This is a genomic window from Streptomyces sp. NPDC048254 (assembly GCF_043201895.1).
Lineage (GTDB): Bacteria > Actinomycetota > Actinomycetes > Streptomycetales > Streptomycetaceae > Streptomyces.
Genome location: NZ_JBICZJ010000001.1, coordinates 457357 through 476167, shown reverse-complemented (window position 1 = coordinate 476167; position 18811 = coordinate 457357). Strand labels below are relative to the sequence as shown.

The following is an 18811-nucleotide window of genomic DNA, read 5'->3' as shown; positions in this document are numbered from 1 at the left end:
GTCATTCCCCGTCGTGGAGTGAGGAGGGTGGGGTACGGATCAGGCCGGTGAGGCCGACGAGCAGGCCCAGGAAACCGAGCACGGCGACCAGGGTCAGCGCGGGCCGGCAGGCGGCGGCCGCGGCGGCCGGGCCCGGGGCAGCTGCGGGTGCGTATGCGGCGAGCAGGGCGGCGACCAGCGCGACCGTGACGACCGCGGCGAGCTGTACGGCCGTCTGGTACAGGCCGCTGCCGGTGAGCCGGTCGGCGGCCGCGAGGCGGGACATCGCCTGCATGTTCAGCGCGGCGAAGGACAGCACGAAGCCGGTACCGACCAGCAGGAGCGTGGGCAGCATCCGGCCCGGGTAGTCCAACGGCCATGGATCCGGCCGTAGTTGGAGCAGGTAGCCCGCGAAGGCGCTGGCGGCGCCGGCCACGATGAGGCGGGGGGCGCCGAACCTGGCGACCAGGCGGCCGGAGGCGAGCGCGGTGAGCGCCGGGGGTGCGGCGGCCGGGGTGAGGGCGAGGGCGGCGCGGAGGGGGGACCAGCCGGCGAGGGTCTGGGTCTGGTACGTCAGGACGAACAGGAGGCCCAGGTAGGAGCCGTTGAGACAGGCCGCGCCGGCCGCGGAGCGGAGCAGCGCGGGGTTGCTGCGCAGCGAGGGGCCGAGTCTGAGCAGGGGGTCGGCCGATCTGTGCTCGATCTGCCAGAACGCCACCAGCAGCAGTGCGGCCGCGCAGAGCGGCCCGACGGCTCTCGGGTCGCTCCAGCGGTGGCCGGGGATTTGCGTGATGCCCTGGACGAGGGCGAGGAGGGTTGCCAGGAGGGTGAGGGCGCCGGGGATGTCGTAACGGTGTGCCGTCGTGGTCATGGTGCGGCGCCGTGGGGGCTGGTCGCGCAGTTCCCCGCGCCCCTTTGGGGCGCCTGATGCCTCCCCTGGTATCAAGCGCAGCCCCAAGGCGAACAGCACCAGCACCACCGGGGCCGGGAAGGCGAACGCCCAGCGCCAGGACGTCTCCGTCAGCCAGCCCGAGAGGATCAGGCCCGCTGTGAAGCCGCCGGCGCCGAAAAGGGTGTAGACCGAGACCGCCCTGCTGCGGGGCCTGCCCTCGGGGAACGTGCTGGTGATGATCGCGAGGCCGGTGGGGGCCGTGAGGGCCGCGCAGAAGCCCTTGATCAGGCGGGTGGTGAGGAGCAGCCACGGGTCCTGGGCGAGGGCGCTGAGTACGGACGCGGCGGCGAAGGCGAGGAGTGCCGCCAGGTAGACGCGGCGGCGGCCGAGGAGGGTCACCACGCGGGCGCCGAAGAGGAGCAGGCCGCCGAAGCCGGCGGCGAAGCCGGTCATCGCCCACTGGGTGACGGTCGGCCCCGCTCCCAGGTCCGTGCCGATGGCGGGCAGCGCCACCACCGCCACGGACACCTCCAGCGCGTCGATGAGCATGTTGCCGGCGAGGACGAGCAGCAGGCCCCACAGCCGGGGGCCGAACCGCTCGTCCGGGCCGGCGGCGACCGGTGACGGAAGGGTCCTGGTCACCGCGTCACCCGAGGAGCGTGCCGCCGCTCGCGTCGACGAAGGAGCCGGTGACCCAGCGGGCGTCGTCGGAGACGAGGAAGGCGATGACGTCGGCGACGTCCTGCGGTTCGCCGACGCGGTTGAAGGTGGACAGCGCCGACATGGCCTCGACGGCCTCGGGGATGCCGAACACCGGGTTGCCGTTGCGGGTGATGCCGGGCGCGACGCTGTTCACGGTGATGCCGCGCGGTCCGAGCAGCTTGGCGTAGTGCAGGGCGAGTTGCTCCACCGCGCCCTTGCTCATGGCGTACGCGATCTCGTCCGGGTTGGCGAACCGGGTGAGCCCCGAGGAGATGTTCACGATCCGGCCGCCGTCGGGCATGTTGACCAGCGCCCGCTGGATGACGAAGAACGGCGCCCTGGCGTTGACCGCGAAGATCCGGTCGAACTGCTCCGGGGTGGTGTCCTCGGCCTTGACCCCGCCCATCACACCGGCGTTGTTGACCAGGATGTTCAGCTCGGTCTCGCCGGTGCGCTCCTTCAGCCCCGCCTCCAGGGCGAGGAACAGCTCGTGGACGTCGCCGGGGGTGCCGAGTTCGGCGCCTACGGCGAACGCCCGGCCGCCGTCCTTCTCGATCCCGGCGACCACCTCGGCGGCGGCCTCCTCGCTGGTGCCGTAGTGCACGGCGACCAGCGCGCCGTCGGCGGCGAGCCGCTCGGCGGTGGCCCGGCCCATGCCCCGGCTGGCGCCGGTGACAAGGGCGGTCTTTCCGGTCAGGTTGCCCATCTTCCTTCTCCTGCCAGTCAGTTGTGGTGATCGAGCGGTGGCCCGCGCGGTGGGCGCGAACCAGCGGCCGAGGGCCTCGCGCAGCCCGTCCGCCGAGCCGCCGGCCCAGGCGACGTAACCGTCGGGTCGTACGAGCACGGCCCCGAAGGAGAGCGGGCCGGTGTCCAGGGGCCGGGCGGTGACCGTGTCGACGGAGGCCGACCAGTCGCCGGCCGCCCCGGCCAGCGACTCGTCCGTCACGAGCAGCAACCCGCGTGCCGAGTGCAGCAGTTCGGCGGTGGTCGCCCCCGAGTCGAGGCTCAGCTCGGGCAGCCGTGCGCCGACGAGCCCGGTGAGCTCGTCGCCGTACCGCACGTCGAGCCCGCTGATCATCCCGGCGAGGTGCGCGCGGACCTTTTCGTACGAGGTGAGTTCGCCGACGACCGAGCGCACCGGGTCCACCTCGGGCCCGCCGAGCAGCAGCCGGGCCTGGGCGCGGATGTTGGAGAGCACCCGGCGCCCGACCGCGTGCCGTTCGTCGTGGTAGGTGTCCAGCAGCCGAGCCGGGGCCCGGCCGAGGACGGTGGCCGCTAGCTTCCAGCCCAGGTTGACGGCGTCCTGGAGGCCGAGGTTGAGGGCCTGGCCGCCGATCGGCATCTGCTGGTGGGCCGCGTCGCCGGCGAGCAGTACCCGGCCCGCGCGGTAGTGCTCGGCCTGCCGGGAGGCGTCGCCGAAGGAGTTGACCCACAGCGGAGTGCCGTGGGCGATGTCCTCGCCGGTGACGTCCCGCCAGGCGGTCGCGATGTCGGCGAACTCCGCGTCGCCCGAGCCGCGGGGCGGGGTGCCGAACCGGTGGACCATCACCCGGGTGACGCCGTCGCCGCGCCGGGCGGCGATGGCGAGCCCGTTCGGCAGCCGCTGGAACCGCCGGTTCGGGATGTCGATGCCGTCGACGTCGGCGCGGATCAGCTCCCGTTCGGCGTCGTTGCCGGGGAAGGGGATGTCCGCGAGCCGTCGTACGACGGAGTGCTCGCCGTCGCAGCCGACGGCGTATCCCGCGGTGAACTCCCGCCGTCGGCCGCCGTGTTCGGCGACGACGACCACCCGGTCCCGGTCCTGTCGCAGGGCGACGACGTCGTGGCCGCGCAGGACCCGTGCGCCGAGCCGCTCCGCCCAGGCGCCGAGGAGTTCCTCGGTGCGGGTCTGCGGGACCTTCCACTGTCCGGGGTGGCTGCTGGGCAGGGTCAGGTCCAGCGGGAGGCCGCCGAAGTGGCCGCGGGGTTCGTGGGGCGGCGGTTCGGGGTCGCCGAAGCCGCCGGGGCCGTCGAGCAGGCCGCGCTGCCGGAGCAGCTCCATGGTGCGGGCGTGCAGGGTGGACGCCCGCGACTGGGTCGTCGGGGCGTCCAGCCGTTCCAGTACGGTCACTTCGGCGCCGCCGAGGCGCAGTTCCCCGGCGAGCATCAGCCCGACGGGTCCGGCGCCGACCACCACGACGTGCGTCTCGACCGCGTCGGCACCGGCCATGGGTCAGCGCCTCGCTTCGGCGTACGCCTTGGCGTGGTTCAGGGTGGCGCGGCTGTTGGTGCTGAGCGCGCCCCGGACGTAACTGCGGGCCTCGGCGACACCCGCGTCCGGACCGAGGATCTTCTCGATGTTCTCGGGGCGCAGCACGACGGTGTGCTGCGAGGAGGCGAAGGTGCCCGCGTCGGTCTCGCGGAAGGTCCAGTAGCCGGTGTGCAGGTTCATCAGGGCCGGCAGGGTGGTCTGCTTGTAGGCGATCTTCCGGCCGTCCAGGCAGACCCGGTACGACTTGGTGGTGTGCGTGGAGCCGTCCTTGGCGCGGGTGTCCATCTCCAGGGTCTGCAGACCCGGGGTGTCCTCGGTGAGGCGGACGGTCGCCACGTGCGGCAGCCGCTCGGACCAGCGGTCGGCCTCGTTGACGAAGTCGTAGAGGTCCTTGGCGGAGCCGTCGACCTCGACGGTGTCCTCGAAGGAGAAGGTCAGCTCCTCGGAGGCGGTGGCGAGTTCGACGTTGGTCTTCAGCGCGGCCAGCTCGGAGCGGGAGTTGCGGTCCACGGCCTCGTCGATCCAGGCGAGCCCGGCCGGGTCGTCGTCGACGGCGGTGTAGTCGTGCAGCAGCCGGATCCGGGCGGTGGTGTCGTCGAGCGGCTCGATGATCCAGGTGCCGCCCATGCTCGCGACGGGCGGGGTGGAGACGGTCTGCCGGAAGGTGATCCGCAGACCGTCGGGGTCCAGCACCCGGCGCGAAGTCCAGTTCTTGGCCTCGCCGTTGGCGGTGGCCCAGATCCCGATGAGCTCCTCGCGGCCGGAGCGCTCCAGGTGGTCGACGTAGATGGTCGGCGGGAAGATCCGCGGCCAGTTGGCCACGTCGGCGATCAGCCGGTAGACCTCGGCGGCCGGCGCCGAGACGGTGATCTCGTGCTCGACTTCCTTGGACTCGGACATGGGTGAACTCCTAGAGGGTGCCGGGGGTTTCAGAAGTTGCCGAGGCCGCCGCAGACGTTGAGGGCCTGGGCGGTGATGGAGGCGGCGGTGTCGGAGGCGAGGTAGCCGACGAGTCCGGCGACCTCTTCGGGGGTGGAGTAGCGGCCGAGCGGGATCTTCGCCTGGAACTTGTCGAGGATGACGTCCTCGGTGGTGGCGTAGGCGGACGCGTAACCGGCGCGGACCCGCTGGGCCATGGGGGTCTCGACGTATCCCGGGCAGACGGCGTTGACGGTGATGCCGGTGGGGGCCAGCTCGTTGCCCAGGGCCTTGGTGAAGCCCACCACCCCGTGCTTGGAGGCGGAGTATGGTGCCCCCAGCACCACGCCCTGCTTGCCCGCCGTCGAGGCGATGTTGATGATCCGCCCCCGGCTCTTGTCCCGCATGCCGCCGGTGGTGAGGGCGGCGCGGGTGAGGCGGAAGACGCTGTTGAGGTTGGTCTCGACGACGTCGTACCAGAGCTCGTCGTCGATGTCGGCGGTCACTCCGCCGCCGGACCGGCCGGCGTTGTTGACCAGGACGTCGACGGTGCCGTAGCGGTCGACGGCCGCCTGGACGAAGTTCGCGATGGACAGCGCGGACCGGACGTCGAGGGTGGTCCCGTCGACCTCCAGTCCCTCCGCGCGGAGTTCCTTGACGGTCCGCTCCACGTTCGCGGCGTCGCGGGAGCCGATGAAGACGCGGTGGCCCTGCTGGGCCAGCAGCCGCGCCGAGGCGAGGCCGATTCCGCTGGTGGCCCCGGAGACCAGGGCGACCTTCTGCTGCTGTTCGGACATGTCTGCCGCTCCCTTTCAGGGCGTTCAGGTCTTTCGGGCATGGGGATGCCGCCGGCGCCCGGAACGAACGGGGGCGGGCGCCGGCGGCCGGAGGGGGACGGAGAGAGGTCGGTCAGGCCGCCGTGGCGGTGACGTCACCGAGCTGCGTGTTGACGAGGGCGAGCAGCTCGCGGGGGGTCTTCGCCTCGGTCACCACGGTGTCGTCGAGCGTGATGTCGTACTCCCGCTCGATGCGTCCGCAGGTCTCCAGGATGGCGAGCGACTCGTAGCTGAGCTCCTCGAAGTCGGTGTCGAGGATGTTCCCGTCGAGATCGACGCTCTCGTCGGCACCGGCGGCCTCCAGCAGGATCCGCTTGAGGTCGTCGAGGGTGAAGGACTGGGTGGCCACGGTGATCTTCCTTTCGGTTCTACGAATCGTTTCTACGAATCGGCTCTACGGATCGGCTCTACGAGGAACACCCGCCCTTCCGGCCCGGCGTGGGAGAGAGTGGTGGGCCGGAAGGGCGGGTGTGTCTTGAGGGCGGGGGCTGGGGGGATGCTTACCGGCGCTCGCAGGGTGCCGCCGGCTGAAGAGGAGCCGGCTGGGCAGCGCCCCGTAAGGGGCGCGGGGAACCGCGCGAGCAACCCCCGCGCGCCCGCGGCCGCGCCACCGCACAAGCCCCTACGGTCGTGGGCGGATCAGGCCCGCACGACCATCGCCGAGTTGAACCCGGCGTAGCCCCGCGCCAGCACCAGCGCCGTCCGTACCTCGGTCAGCCGCGGCTCCCCCACCACCAGGTCGAGGTCGTAACCCGCCTCCGGCGAGACATGCACCGTCGCCGGCACGAACCCGTCCCTGATCGCGAGCAGCGCCGTCGCCACGTCCAGCGGCGCCGCCCCCGAGTACAGCCGCCCGGTCATCGTCTTCGGCGCTGTCACCGGCACCCCGTGCGGCCCGAACACGTCGTTCAACGCGTCCGCCTCCACCCGGTCCAGCTCCGGCACGGCCGCCGCGTCGGCGAACACGACGTCCACGTCGGCCGCGTCCACGCCCGCGTCGGCGAGGGCCAGTTCGATGGCCTTGCGCAGCCCCGGCGGCCGCTCGCTGCCCGGCGCCGGATCGAACGTCGTGCCGTACCCGGCGATCTCCCCGTACACCCGGGCGTCCCGCCGCGCGGCCGTCTCCTCGGCCTCCAGGATCAGGATCGCCCCGCCCTCGCCGGCCACGTGCCCGGCCGCCGCCGGGTCGAACGGCAGGTATGACCGCTCGGGCTCCTCCGACGTGGACAGCCGCTCGCTGGCCAGCTGTGCCACCCACCCCCACGGGCAGATGGACGCGTCGATCGCCCCGGAGACGATGAGCTGGGTCCCCTTCCGGATCTGCCGGCGTGCGTGGGCCAGTGCCTCGAGCCCGCCCGCCTGGTCCGACACGACGACCCCGCTCGGCCCCTTCATCCCGTTGCGGATGGAGATCTGGCCGCTGTTGACGGCGTAGAACCAGGCGAACGACTGGTATGCCGAGACGAACTGGCTGCCCTGGCTCCACAGCTTCTGCAGCTCGCCCTGGCCGAACTCGAAGCCGCCGGAGGAGCTGGCGGTGACCACGCCCATGTCGTAGGCGGGCAGGTCGGCCGGGCTGACGTCCGCGTCGGCCAGCGCCCAGTCCGTCGCGACGAGCGCGAGCCGGGTCATGTGGTCGGTCTGGGCGAGCAGCCGGCTCGGCAGGTGCTCGCCGGCGCTGAACCCGGGGACCTCCCCGGCCAGTTTCGCCGGGTACCCGGACGGGTCGAACCGGGTGATCCGGGCGATCCCGCTCTTGCCGGCGCGGGCCGCCGCCCAGTAATCGGCGGTACCGAGGCCGTTGGGCGCGGCGATGCCGAGCCCGGTCACAACCGTGCGCGTGCTCATGCTGCCGCGCTCCTCTCCGGTCGGGCGAGCACCATCGCGCTCTGGAAGCCGCCGAACCCGCTGCCCACGGTGAGCACCGCGTCGGTGCGGTGCTCGCGGGCGGTGAGCGGCACGTAGTCCAGGTCGCACTCGGGGTCGGGGGTGTGCAGGTTCGCCGTCGGGGGCACGACGTGGTGCTCCATGGCGAGGACGGACGCGGCGATCTCGATGGAGCCGATCGCGCCGAGCGAGTGCCCGACCATCGACTTGATGGAGGACACCGGGGTCCGGTACGCGTGGTCGCCGAGGCTCTTCTTGAACGCGGCGGTCTCGTGCCGGTCGTTCTGCTTGGTGCCGGAGCCGTGCGCGTTGATGTAGTCGATCGCCTCGGGGTTGAGGCGGGCCTCGCCCAGCGCGACCGAGATCGCCTCGGCCATCTCGGCGCCGTCCGGGCGCAGCCCGGTCATGTGGAAGGCGTTGCAGCGCGAGGCGTACCCGGCGATCTCGGCGTAGATGTGCGCCCCGCGGCTGCGCGCCGCCTCCAGCTCCTCCAGGACGAAGACGGCCGACCCCTCGCCCAGCACGAACCCGTTGCGGGTGCCGTCGAAGGGGCGGGAGGCGTGCTCGGGGTCGTCGTTGCGCGGGGTGGTGGCCTTGATGGCATCGAAGCAGGCGAGGGTGATCGGGGAGATCGGGGCGTCGGTGGCGCCGGCGATCATCGCGCAGGCGGAGCCCTCCCGGATCAGCTCGACGGCGTGTCCGACGGAGTCGAGACCCGAGGTGCAGCCGGTGGACACGACGGTGGCCGCGCCCTCGGCACCCACCGACCAGGCCACCTCGGCGGCGAAGGAGCTGGGCACCAGGTAGTTGTAGAGGTGCGGGACGGCGTAGGTGTGGTCGACCAGTTCGAGCCGGCCGCCGTCGCTGACTACCCGGTACTCCTGGTCGAGGCCCATGGTCGCGCCGACCGCGCTGCCGATGGTGACCCCGACCCGGTGCGGGTCGGCGCCGGACAGGTCGAGCCCGCTGTCGGCGAGCGCCTCGCGGGCGCTGACGACGGCCAGCTGCGCCGCCCGGTCCATCCGGCGTATCTCCTGCGGGCTCAGCCCGTGCTCCTCCGGGTCGAAGTCGACCTCGGCGGCGACCCGGGACCGGAAGGAGGACGGGTCGAAGAAGGTGATGCCGCGGGTCGCGGTGCGGCCCTCGCTGAGCAGGTTCCAGAAGTTCTTCGTGCCGACACCACCGGGGGCGATGACCCCGACCCCGGTGATGACCACTCGCCTGGCGTTCACGCCCGGCCCTCCCAGTCGTAGAAGCGCGTGGCGACCGCGTCGGCGGGAGACCGCCAGGTGGCGGGGTCGTACGCCTGGATGAACGGCTTGAGGTCCTCGCTGATCCGCACGAACCGCGGGTCGGTCTTGGCCGACTCGATCAGCTCACCGCCGTTGTCGGTGTCGAAGTGCTGGAGGTGGAAGTACAGCCCGCGGTAGGCGAACAGCTCACGCCGCCGGGTGCCCATGAGGTGCGGCATCTCGGTCTCGTCGAACTCCTTGAACAACCGAGCGACTTCCTGACTGTGAGCCGGCTCCATACGAGCGACGATCAGGGTGCTGTGCATGGGAATCTCCTCAAAGGGGGGCCACTTGTCAGCGCCCCGCAAGGGGCAGCGCCCGAAGGGGCGCGGGGAACTGCGCGACCAGCCACGACGGCGGGGCAGCCGCACGACAACACGACGCGGCACTCTCTGCGGCGCCCTCAGTGGACCGGCCCGAACCACCGCTCAAGAGCCATCGGCAGATCCGCGTGACTACCCGGCGCGGCCCAGGCCACATACCCGTCGGGCCGCACCAGCACGGCCGTGGTCCCCGCGAGCGGGCTGTCGGCCGGCACCTCCGCCACCGCCGTCACCACGTCCACCCGGTCCCGCCACGCCCAGGCCCGCTCCCGCAGCCGCGCGTTGTCGGCGAGGTCGAGCAGCACACCCCGCCCGGCGCGCAGCGCCTCCGTGCTGGAGGCCACCCTCTTGTGGCCCGCGAGCGGCACGTTCGGCAGCCGCCGGCCCAGCAGCGCGCCCGCGCCCCCGTCGAGGTCGTAGTGGATCTCAAGGCCGGAGACCATCGCCGCCAGGTGCTTGCTGACCTCGGGATAGCGGATCAGCTCGTTCAGCACGTCGCGCAGCGGCTGCACCTCGGGCCCGGACAGGAACAGCAGGCCCTGCGCCCGGGTGTTCATCATCAGCCGCTGCCCGACCGGGTGCCGTTCGTCGTGGTACGTGTCGAGCAGCGCCTCGGGCGCCCGGCCGCGCACCACCGCGCCCAGCTTCCAGCCCAGGTTCACGGCGTCCTGGATGCTCGTGTTCATGCCCTGGCCGCCGGCCGGCAGATGGATGTGCGCGGAGTCCCCGGCGAGCAGGATCCGGCCGCGCCGGTACTCGGTGACCAGCCTCGTGCCGTCGCCGAAGGAGGACACCCACACCGCCTCGGCGTGCGAGATGTCGTCGCCGGTCAGCCGCTGCCAGGCCGCCGCGGCCTCCGCCCAGGTCGGCGGCTTCTCGCGGCGCTGCGGCGGGGTGCCGCGCTCGCAGATGATCAGCCGGGTGATGCCGCCGGGCAGCGGCCCGACCATGACCATCCCGCCGGGCAGGGTCTCCCCGATCATCCGGGGCTCCAGCTCGATACCGCGCACGTCGGCGAGGTACATCTCCAGCGTCGACGGCGTGCCCGGGAAGTCGAACCCGGCGGCCTTGCGGATGGTCGAGCGGCCGCCGTCGCAGCCCACCAGGTACTCGGCGCGCAGCCGGTGCACGCCCTCGGGGCCGCGCACCTCGACCTCGACGCTGTCCTCCTTCTCCTTGACGGACAGCACCTCGTGCCGGCGCCGGATGTCCGCGCCGAGCCGGCCGGCCCACTCCTCCAGGACGGTCTCGGTGACCGACTGAGGGATCGTTTTGGCGGCTTGGTGGGCGCCGTCGAGGACACCGAAGTCGACCGGCAGGCCGCCGAAGTGACCCACGTTGCTGACCTCGATGTCCCCGAAGCGGGGCAGCAGTCCGCGCTGGTCGAAGACCTCCATGGTGCGGGCGGTGAAGCCGAGGCCGCGCGACTCTCCGGTGCGCGCGGGCAGCTTCTCCAGAACGATGACGTCGGCGCCCGCGAGCCGAAGCTCGCCCGCGAGCATCATGCCGGCCGGCCCGGCGCCCACGACGATGACTTGTGCGTCCATGACACTCCTCGGGAACGGGTAACGGTCCGTACGGTCCGGTCTGCGGGACCGTCGAAGACGATCTGTCAGCGGTGCAGGAGGCGTCCGATGGCCCGGTTCGCCACCTGCGCGGCCGCCGCGTGCCGCGGGTCGGGCGCCCATGCCTCGTGCCGTACGGCCACTTCGGCGAGCTTGATGGCGTGCTCGTCGCCGATCCCCACGGCCTCGGCGAAGAGACCGGCCACGTCGGGGGCGTCCGGCAGCGGGGCCGAGGGCCGGGGCACGGCGTGGAACCAGTCGAGCATCGTGCGGCTGACGGCCCGCGCGACCTGGTACGACGGCCACCGCTGGGCCTCCGGGAGGTGCTCCACCACCAGGCGTACGGCGGCGGGCCCGGTGACCGAGTGGATCAGCGGGACGGGGTGGTTCAGGGAGAGCGTGGCGTAGATCCCGGAGAACTCGGCGACGAGTTCGTCCAGGGCCGCTGCGGCATCACCGCCGCCGTCCTCGCCCGGGCGCTCCTCGACGACGACTCCGCCCTCGGAGTAACGGGCCGCCCAGTAGCCGAGCCCCTGGGCCAGTTCGGCCAGTTGCATCCGCTGGTCGGGGCCCGCGGTCACCACGGCACGGACCGCGTGCGCGGTGCGGATCACCCCGTGCGTGAGCACCCCGGACATGCCGGGCAGCAGCCGGGGCCACCAGCGGGCCAGTACGTCGGTCCACTCTCCTTCGGCCAGCTCCCGTTCGAACAGGGCCGTCCAGTCGGCGACCCGGCCGAAGTCACCGAGTGCCTGCCGCCAGTCGGCCTCGTCCGCCGGGTCGATGGTGAACCGCCGCTCGGGCACGTCGTGGAAGGTGTGGCTGCGCAGATGCCCCGCCACCCAGCCGGGCACCTCGTCGGCGTATCCCATGTGCGCCAGGGCCTCGGCGGCCATCGGGGCGTGGTTGACGAAGCTGCGCCCGTGCTCGTACCCCACGGAGCTCAGCCGCTCCAGTGCTCCGTTCATGGCGTCGGTGTAGGTGAGGTGTGCCAAGTCGACCAGTCCTCGATCAAGTCGGTGTTCGGTCGGTGTCTCAGTCCTTGATGTCGCACACGGCCGCGCCGGCGGCGAGGGCCTGTCCCACCTCGGCGGCGATCCCGGTCACGGTGCCGGAGCGGTGCGCGGTGAGCGGCTGCTCCATCTTCATGGCCTCGATGACGACGACCAGGTCGCCCTTCTCGACGGTCTGCCCGTCGGCGACGGCGACCTTGACCACGGTGCCCTGCATCGGCGAGGTGAGCGTGTCCCCGGACGCGGCCGGCGCGGAGCCGCCCGCGGTACGGCGGCGGGCCCGCGGCGCGGCCGCCCCGGCGAGGCTCGGCAACCGGTCCGGGACCCGTCCGAGCACCGCCGGCAGCGAGACCTCCAGCCGGTGTCCGCCGACCTCGACGACCACGGTCTCGCGACCGCTCTCGGCCGTCCCGGCGTCGGGGGCGGGTGCGGCGAAGGGCTCGATCCCGTTGACGAACTCGGTCTCGATCCACCGGGTGTGGACGGTGAAGGGCCCTTCCTGCTGGGCGAACGCCGGGTCCCTGACCACGGCCCGGTGAAAGGGGATGGCCGTGGCCATGCCCTCGACCCGGAACTCGTCCAGGGCGCGGGCGGCCCGCTGAAGGGCCTCCTCGCGGGTCCGGCCGGTCACGATCAGCTTGGCCAGCAGCGAGTCCCAGGCGGGACCGATCACGCTGCCCGACTCCACGCCCGCGTCCAGCCGCACGCCCGGCCCTGTCGGCGGGTCGAAGCGGGTGACCGTGCCCGGGGCGGGCAGGAACCCGCGGCCCGGGTCCTCGCCGTTGATCCGGAACTCGAAGGAATGGCCGCGCAGTTCGGGGTCGTCGTAGCCGAGTTCCTCGCCGTCGGCGATCCGGAACATCTCGCGGACCAGGTCGATGCCGGCGACCTCCTCGGTCACCGGGTGCTCGACCTGGAGCCGGGTGTTGACCTCCAGGAAGGAGACCGTGCCGTCCTGACCGACCAGGAACTCACAGGTCCCCGCGCCGACATACCCGGCCTCCCGCAGGATCGCCTTGGAGGCGCGGTACAGCTCGGCCGTCTGCTCCGCCGTCAGGAACGGCGCCGGAGCCTCCTCCACCAGCTTCTGGTGCCGACGCTGCAGCGAGCAGTCACGCGTCGATACGACGACCACGTGGCCGTACCGGTCCGCGAGGCACTGCGTCTCCACGTGCCGCGGCCGGTCCAGGTAGCGCTCCACGAAGCACTCCCCGCGGCCGAAGGCGGCCACCGCCTCACGCACCGCCGACTCATAGAGTTCCGGCACCTCCTCCAGCGTCCGGGCGACCTTCAGCCCGCGTCCGCCGCCGCCGAACGCGGCCTTGATCGCGATCGGCAGCCCGTGTTCCGCCGCGAAGGCCACGACCTCGTCGGCGCCGCCCACCGGGTCCGGCGTGCCGGCGACCAGGGGGGCGCCGGCGCGCTGGGCGATGTGCCGGGCGGCCACCTTGTCGCCGAGGTCGCGGATGGCCTGCGGCGGCGGACCGATCCAGGTCAGGCCCGCGTCGAGGACGGCCTGGGCGAACTCGGCGTTCTCGGAGAGGAAGCCGTAGCCGGGGTGGACGGCGTCCGCGCCGGTCTCCCGGGCGGCCCGTAGGACCTTGTCGATGTCCAGGTAGCTGGTGGCCGGGGTGTCACCGCCCAGGGCGTAGGCCGCGTCGGCGGCCCGGACGTGCAGGGCGTCCCGGTCGGGGTCCGCGTAGACGGCGACGCTCGCGATCCCGGCGTCCCGGCAGGCCCGGGCGACACGCACGGCTATCTCGCCACGGTTGGCGATGAGCACCCGGCGCATGTCAGGACGCCTGCTCGGTGTGGTGGAAGCGGTCCGCGCCCGACCGCAGCGGGCCCAGCGAGCCGTCGAAGAAGACCAGCGGCTCCTGGCCGTGCTCGGGCACGCCCAGGTCCACCACCTCGCCGATGACGATGTCGTGGTCGCCGGCCGTGTGGATGTCGACCGTGGTGCAGGTCAGGTAGGCGAGGGCCTCGCTGAGCACGGGCAGCCCGTCCTCGGTGAAGTGGTGCGGGACGCCCTCGAAGGCGGTGGACCGGCGCCCGGCGAAGTGCCGGGCCAGCGGCTGCTGCCGCCCGGAGAGGAAGTTGACGGTGAATCCGCCGCTCTGCTCCAGGAGCGTGTGCAGCCGGGACTGCTGGTGCAGACAGAACAGCACCAGCGGGGGTTCCAGCGAGACCGAGGTGAACGAGTTGACGGTGGTGCCGTCCGCGTCGCCGTCAGGGCCGGTGGTGATGACCGTGACGCCGGTCGTGAACAGGCCGCACACGCGGCGCAGACTCGTCGGCTCGACCGGCAGGGTCTGCTCGGCGGTCCGGGTCTCCTGGGCGCGGGTCAGCGACCGCGCTGCTGCGGACATGCGCATCCCTTTCTGGGGTGTGTGTCGAGGGGGGTGCCGCGCGGGTCAGAGAAGCTTGCGGACCTTCGCCCCGGCCTTGAGGATGCCGAGCAGGAACTCGCGGCCGACGCTGTTCATCTCGGGCGGGGCCTGGACCGAGGCCCAGTACAGGAAGCGGGCCATCGTCGCCACGGACGGGTAGATGAAGCGCTGCTCCTCGTCCTTCCAGCCGAAGACCGGGTTGACGACCGGGGACTCCTTGAGCAGCCCGAAGACGATGTCGGCGGCCTCGTCGCCGCTGAGCGCACCGGCCTCGAACTTCTCGCAGGTCTCGGCGGTGGCCTCCAGGATCATCTTGAACGAGTCGCTCTGCGGCCACCACAGGCCCGGGTACGGCACCTGCTCCAGCTCGTCGAAGTGCCGGACGTCGCGGTCCTTGAAGTGCTTGAGGCGGGCCCGGGTGAGCCGCATGGTGCCGGGGGTGATGAAGGAGCCCCAGACCCGGAAGACCGCGTTCCACAGCCGGAAGTGGGAGAAGGCGATGAAGGAGCTGTTGACCAGGTCGTCGTTGTACTGGAGCAGGCCCTGCTCGACCTGCTCGACGTACGCGAAGCGCTCGGCGGAGAAGTCGCCGTCCTTGAGGGCGGGGATCAGCCGGGAGGTCAGGGCGTCGACGACCTCCATGGTGTTGGACAGGCCGCGGGAGAACAGCGGGTCCAGGAAGCCGGCCGCGTGGGACATCAGGCACCAGCGGTCGCCGATGGTCTGCTTCGAGGAGTACTGCAGCCGGTCGGTGGAGATCCACTCGCGGACCCGGGTGGCGCCGACGAACTGGCGCTTGACCGCCGGGTACTTGTCGAGGAAGAGCTGGAACTCCTGCTCCGGGGTGAGGTCCTTGGGCTTGGGGTAGGTGCGCTCGTCCATGGTCAGGCCGATGCTGCACAGCGGGTTGCGGGAGTCGGGGTGGTTGTCGAACGGGATGATCCAGAACCAGCCGCGCTCGATGAGGTGGTGCATGGTGCCGGTGTGCCAGTCGGCCGGCGGGCGCAGGTCCTGCGGGTGGCCGCTGACGTCGTCGAACCGCTTGATGCCGACGTAGTGCGTGAACATCGAGCGGGAGTGGTGCTTGAAGCGGGCGGTGGGCTTGTCGCGCAGGTCGAACTTGTCGGCGAGCGGCGAGCGGAAACCGGAGGCGTCCACCAGGTACCTGGCCCGGTACAGCTCGGGCGCGGCGCCCGGGGCGGCGCTCTTTCCGGTGACGGTGACGCCGTCGTCGTCGAAATCGACTTCGGTGGCGCGCCAGTTCTGCCGGGGGGTGCAGCCGTATTTGATTGCCACGTGGAACATGAAGGCGTCGCTGTCCTGCCGGAACATGTGGCTGTTCTGGTGGAATATCTTCGGCAGGGCGAGCTGGGTGGCCTCACGCGGGTCGGGTTCTTTTCCGACCTCGTGCTTCATGAAGCCGAAGTGCGCCTTGGTGCCGAAGGTCGGGCCGATGTCGCGGGTGGAGGCCTGGACACTGGACAGGCTCTTCAGTTCGGGGATGTCGTGGCGCTCGGCGAGGATGTGGATCCATTCCACGAGCTGCGGGGTCATGGACTCGCCGATGGCGAAGCGCGGGTGTGCGGCCGCGTCGACCAGCAGCACCCTGGCGCCGTGCTTGGCGAGGATGGTGCCGGTGACGGAGCCGGCGAGGCCCGAGCCGAGGATGATGACGTCGTAGGTCATGTCCTCGGGTATGCGCGCCGGTTCGGGCGAGCCGTCGGTCTTCTGCGCGACCATGACTGTCTCCTTCGTCGAGGGGCGGTGCGCAACGGGAATTCCGCGTGGAGCGGGAAATCCGCATGAAAAAAGGCCCCTCGTGGCCCTTCCGGAAAGATTCGGAAGGGCGCCTCGAAGAGCCTGGAAACGTTACGAAGAGCCTGGAGAGAAGAGCCTGGAAAAAGGCGCGGCGCAGCCGCTGGATAAAGCGTGACAGCCTTTGGCCAGAGGGTCAACCCCTGGCGGGAACAGACGACTTGGCGTTCTCGGAGAATGCGGGTCCGGAATGGGTCGGGGCGAGGAGTTTCAGCAGCAGCTCGCGCAGCTCCTCCTCGCCGCCGGGGCCGAGCATGGCGGAGACGTCCCCGGCGAGTTCCGCGACGGCCCGGACCACCACGGCGAGCTGCTCGCGGCCGAGTTCGGTCACTTCGAGGGCGTAGCGGCGCCGGTCGTGCGGATCGCGGCCGCGGCGCACCAGGCCCAGCTTGACGAGTTCGTCGACCAGTTGGGAGGCGGCGGGCCCGGTGATGGCGAGCAGTTCTGCGAGCCGCTGCTGGGAGATGGCCCCGAGGACGTCGAGGGCGGACAGCGGCCCGTAGTGGCGCACCCTGAGCCCGGTGCCGGCCAGCTTGTCGTCGCCGTGCTTGCGCAGCCGGTGATGGGCCTGCGCGACCAGGTACTCGGTGCCCTGCACGAGCGGCTGCGCGGACTCCGGCAGCAGCCGGGCGAGCAGCTCGTCGAGCCGGGCGGTCTCCTCGGGGGTCAGTACGGCGGTGAGCCGGGCGTCCCGCTCGGCGACCGCCCGCCGCCTGGCCTCCACGGCCTCCCGTCCCCGGTCGGTCAGGGACAGCACGTACTGGCGCCGGTTGTCGGGGTTGCGGGTGCGCCGCACCTCGTCGCGGTCCTCCAGCCGGTCGATGACGCCGACCATGATGGTGCGGTTGATGCCGAGCCGCTCCGCGAGGTCGAGCTGGGACTCCCAGTCGTGGCCGGTGAGCGCGTCGAGGACCAGGAAGTCGCGGGAGTCGCTGTCGCCGCCGTCGCCGCTGGCGGCGAACTGCGCGTAGACCCTGCGCAGGAGGTAACCGATGAAGCCGGTGAGCGAATCCGGGAGGACTCCGGGGATCTCCGCGGTCTCCTCGGTCCGGGTCACCGGACCTCGCGCACCGCTGGAATCGCCTGAACTCCGCAAGACAGCACCTCCTTCCCGAGTATATGCACCGGCTCGCACGCTGTTCGGCCCGCTGCCCCGCCCCGGGAACGCCCGGGGCGGCCCTGCGGCACGGGTGGGTCAGAGCGCTCGATCGTCGCGCACCAGTTCGATCAAGGAACGGACGGCGGACGCCTGGCCGCTCGCCCGGTACACCCCGGCCACCCGCACGGCCAGGGGGGTGACCAGGTCGGCCGGCTCCCACAGGGCGAGGGAACGCCGCTGTCCCTGGACTTCGCTCCGGTCGGTCATGCCGGCCTCCTGGCGGTCGTGCGGGTGAGATGGCATGGGGGTGCCGGGGGTGCCGGCGGCCCCGCCCGGGTGGGCAGGGCGGGGCCGCCGGGGCCGGGTCACAGGGCGGCGGGAGCGGGCTCGCCGTCCTGGTGGTGCTGCGGGGCCGTGGCCGGGAGGGTGATCAGGGCCACGATCAGGGCCAGCAGGTACAGGCCGCCGCCGAACAGGAACCCGTACGAGTAGCCGGTGGTCAGGGCGTGCGGGACGCTGCCCGGCAGCTCGTGGTCGGCGATGGCGGTGGCCGCCGCGGCCAGCGCGGCCAGGCCGATGGCGCCGCCGATCTGCTGGGCGGTGTTGACCAGGCCGGAGGCCGCGCCGGTGGCCTGCGGGGCGACCCCGCGGACGCTGACGATGGTGACGGCCACGAAGACCATGCCGAGGCCGAGACCGGCGACCAGCTGGGCGGGCAGCAGGGCCGCCCACGGGTTCTGGCCGGGCTCGATGAAGCTGAACCAGACCATGCCCGCGACACCGATCAGCAGACCGAGGGCGACGACGCTGCGCTCGGGCATCTTGGCGAGCAGCTGCGGGCCGAGACCGCCGGCCGCGATGCCCATGCCGAGGGCGAAGGGCAGGTAGGCGACGCCGGTGACCATCGGGGCGTAGCCCTTGACGATCTGCATGTAGAGGGTCAGGAAGTAGAAGGTGGCGAGCATGCCCGCGCCGACCAGGAACATGATCAGGTTGGCGCCGACCCGGCCCTTGTCGGCCAGCACACCGCTCGGGATCATCGGCGCCCGGCTGGAGCGCTGGATGGCCACGAAGGCGATGATCAGGACGAGTGCGATACCGAGGCCGATCAGGGTGACGCCGTCGCCGAAGCCCTTGTCGCCGGCGCGGTTGATGGCGTAGACGAGCGAGCCGAAGCCGAGGGTCGCGGTGAGCGCGCCGGGCACGTCGACCTTGCCGCGCTCGCGCTCGCCCTCGACGAGGACGCTGGTGCCGAACAGGACGGCCAGGGCGATCGGGATGTTCACGAACATCACCCAGCGCCAGCTGAGGTACTCGGTGAGCGCGCCGCCGAGCAGCAGACCCACGACCGAGCCGAGGCCGCCCATCGCGCCGTAGACGCCGAGCGCCTTGTTGCGGGCGGGGCCCGCCGGGAAGGTGGTGGCCAGCAGGGACAGGGCGGTGGGGGCGGCGATCGCGGCGCCCGCGCCCTGGATGACGCGGGCCGCGATCAGGAGTTCGCCGCTCTGGGCCAGGCCGCCGAGCAGCGAGGCGGCGGTGAACAGGATCAGGCCGGTGCGGAAGACCCGGCGGCGGCCGAAGAGGTCACCGGCGCGGCCGCCGGCCAGCAGCAGGCCGCCGAAGGCGAGCGCGTAGGCGGTGACGATCCAGCCGAGACTGGACTCGCTCAGCCCCAGGGCGCTCTGCATGCTCGGCAGGGCGACGGCGACGATCGTGTTGTCGAGGACGAGCATGAGCTGGGCCGTGGCGATCACGAGTAACGCGAGTCCGAGCTTGCCGTCCTGCTGCGGCGGAGCCGCGGCCTTGGGGACGGCCTGAGTGCGGTCTTGCAGCGACATGGGATGTCTCC

Annotated in this window: 16 protein-coding genes; all 16 read right to left on the bottom strand. The window is 72.0% G+C overall.

The features are described 5' to 3' along the window. Position 1: 1 nt before the first annotated feature. Complete coding sequence (locus ACGFZQ_RS02180; RefSeq protein ID WP_393838770.1) at positions 2-1513, bottom strand: MFS transporter; 1512 nt, start codon at positions 1511-1513, stop codon at positions 2-4. A 4-nt stretch (positions 1514-1517) separates the two neighbouring features. Next, entirely contained in the window at positions 1518-3782 is a 2265-nt protein-coding gene (locus ACGFZQ_RS02175; RefSeq protein ID WP_393838769.1) for an SDR family oxidoreductase, read from the bottom strand. Between the two features lie 3 nt (positions 3783-3785). Then, a complete protein-coding gene (locus tag ACGFZQ_RS02170; RefSeq protein ID WP_393838768.1) occupies positions 3786-4724 on the bottom strand; it encodes an aromatase/cyclase in 939 nt (312 codons plus the stop codon). Positions 4725-4753: 29 nt separating this feature from the next. After that, on the bottom strand, positions 4754-5539 hold the full coding sequence (gene fabG / locus ACGFZQ_RS02165; RefSeq protein ID WP_382545379.1) for a 3-oxoacyl-ACP reductase FabG: 786 nt from the start codon (positions 5537-5539) through the stop codon (positions 4754-4756). Positions 5540-5651: 112 nt separating this feature from the next. Then, a complete protein-coding gene (locus tag ACGFZQ_RS02160; protein ID WP_351735174.1) occupies positions 5652-5927 on the bottom strand; it encodes an acyl carrier protein in 276 nt (91 codons plus the stop codon). A 290-nt stretch (positions 5928-6217) separates the two neighbouring features. Then, a complete protein-coding gene (locus tag ACGFZQ_RS02155) occupies positions 6218-7426 on the bottom strand; it encodes a ketosynthase chain-length factor (protein ID WP_393838767.1) in 1209 nt (402 codons plus the stop codon). Beyond that, the gene (locus tag ACGFZQ_RS02150; protein WP_393838766.1) at positions 7423-8697 is read right to left on the bottom strand and encodes a beta-ketoacyl-[acyl-carrier-protein] synthase family protein; all 1275 of its coding nucleotides are present in this window, start codon (positions 8695-8697) and stop codon (positions 7423-7425) included. The genes ACGFZQ_RS02155 and ACGFZQ_RS02150 overlap by 4 nt, the downstream gene beginning before the upstream one ends. Further along, a complete protein-coding gene (locus ACGFZQ_RS02145; RefSeq protein ID WP_217549284.1) occupies positions 8694-9023 on the bottom strand; it encodes a TcmI family type II polyketide cyclase in 330 nt (109 codons plus the stop codon). Before ACGFZQ_RS02145 ends, ACGFZQ_RS02150 begins: the two co-directional genes overlap by 4 nt. A gap of 137 nt (positions 9024-9160) precedes the next feature. Then, positions 9161-10627 (bottom strand): FAD-dependent monooxygenase, encoded by a 1467-nt coding sequence (locus ACGFZQ_RS02140; RefSeq protein WP_393838765.1) that lies wholly within the window; start codon positions 10625-10627, stop codon positions 9161-9163. Positions 10628-10692: 65 nt separating this feature from the next. Continuing rightward, positions 10693-11640, bottom strand: a complete 948-nt coding sequence (locus ACGFZQ_RS02135; protein WP_393838764.1) for a hypothetical protein — start codon at positions 11638-11640, stop codon at positions 10693-10695. A gap of 40 nt (positions 11641-11680) precedes the next feature. After that, positions 11681-13450, bottom strand: a complete 1770-nt coding sequence (locus tag ACGFZQ_RS02130; protein ID WP_393838763.1) for an acetyl/propionyl/methylcrotonyl-CoA carboxylase subunit alpha — start codon at positions 13448-13450, stop codon at positions 11681-11683. Between the two features lies 1 nt (position 13451). Beyond that, the gene (locus ACGFZQ_RS02125; protein ID WP_393838762.1) at positions 13452-14027 is read right to left on the bottom strand and encodes a flavin reductase family protein; all 576 of its coding nucleotides are present in this window, start codon (positions 14025-14027) and stop codon (positions 13452-13454) included. A 45-nt stretch (positions 14028-14072) separates the two neighbouring features. Beyond that, the gene (locus ACGFZQ_RS02120) at positions 14073-15788 is read right to left on the bottom strand and encodes an FAD-dependent monooxygenase (protein WP_351735160.1); all 1716 of its coding nucleotides are present in this window, start codon (positions 15786-15788) and stop codon (positions 14073-14075) included. A gap of 211 nt (positions 15789-15999) precedes the next feature. Then, a complete protein-coding gene (locus tag ACGFZQ_RS02115) occupies positions 16000-16920 on the bottom strand; it encodes a MarR family transcriptional regulator (protein WP_351735158.1) in 921 nt (306 codons plus the stop codon). Positions 16921-17058: 138 nt separating this feature from the next. Further along, a complete protein-coding gene (locus ACGFZQ_RS02110; RefSeq protein WP_393838761.1) occupies positions 17059-17229 on the bottom strand; it encodes a hypothetical protein in 171 nt (56 codons plus the stop codon). A 98-nt stretch (positions 17230-17327) separates the two neighbouring features. Beyond that, positions 17328-18800 carry an MFS transporter gene (locus tag ACGFZQ_RS02105; RefSeq protein WP_393838760.1) on the bottom strand — a complete coding sequence of 491 codons (1473 nt, stop codon included), beginning with the start codon at positions 18798-18800 and terminating at the stop codon, positions 17328-17330. Positions 18801-18811: the final 11 nt, after the last annotated feature.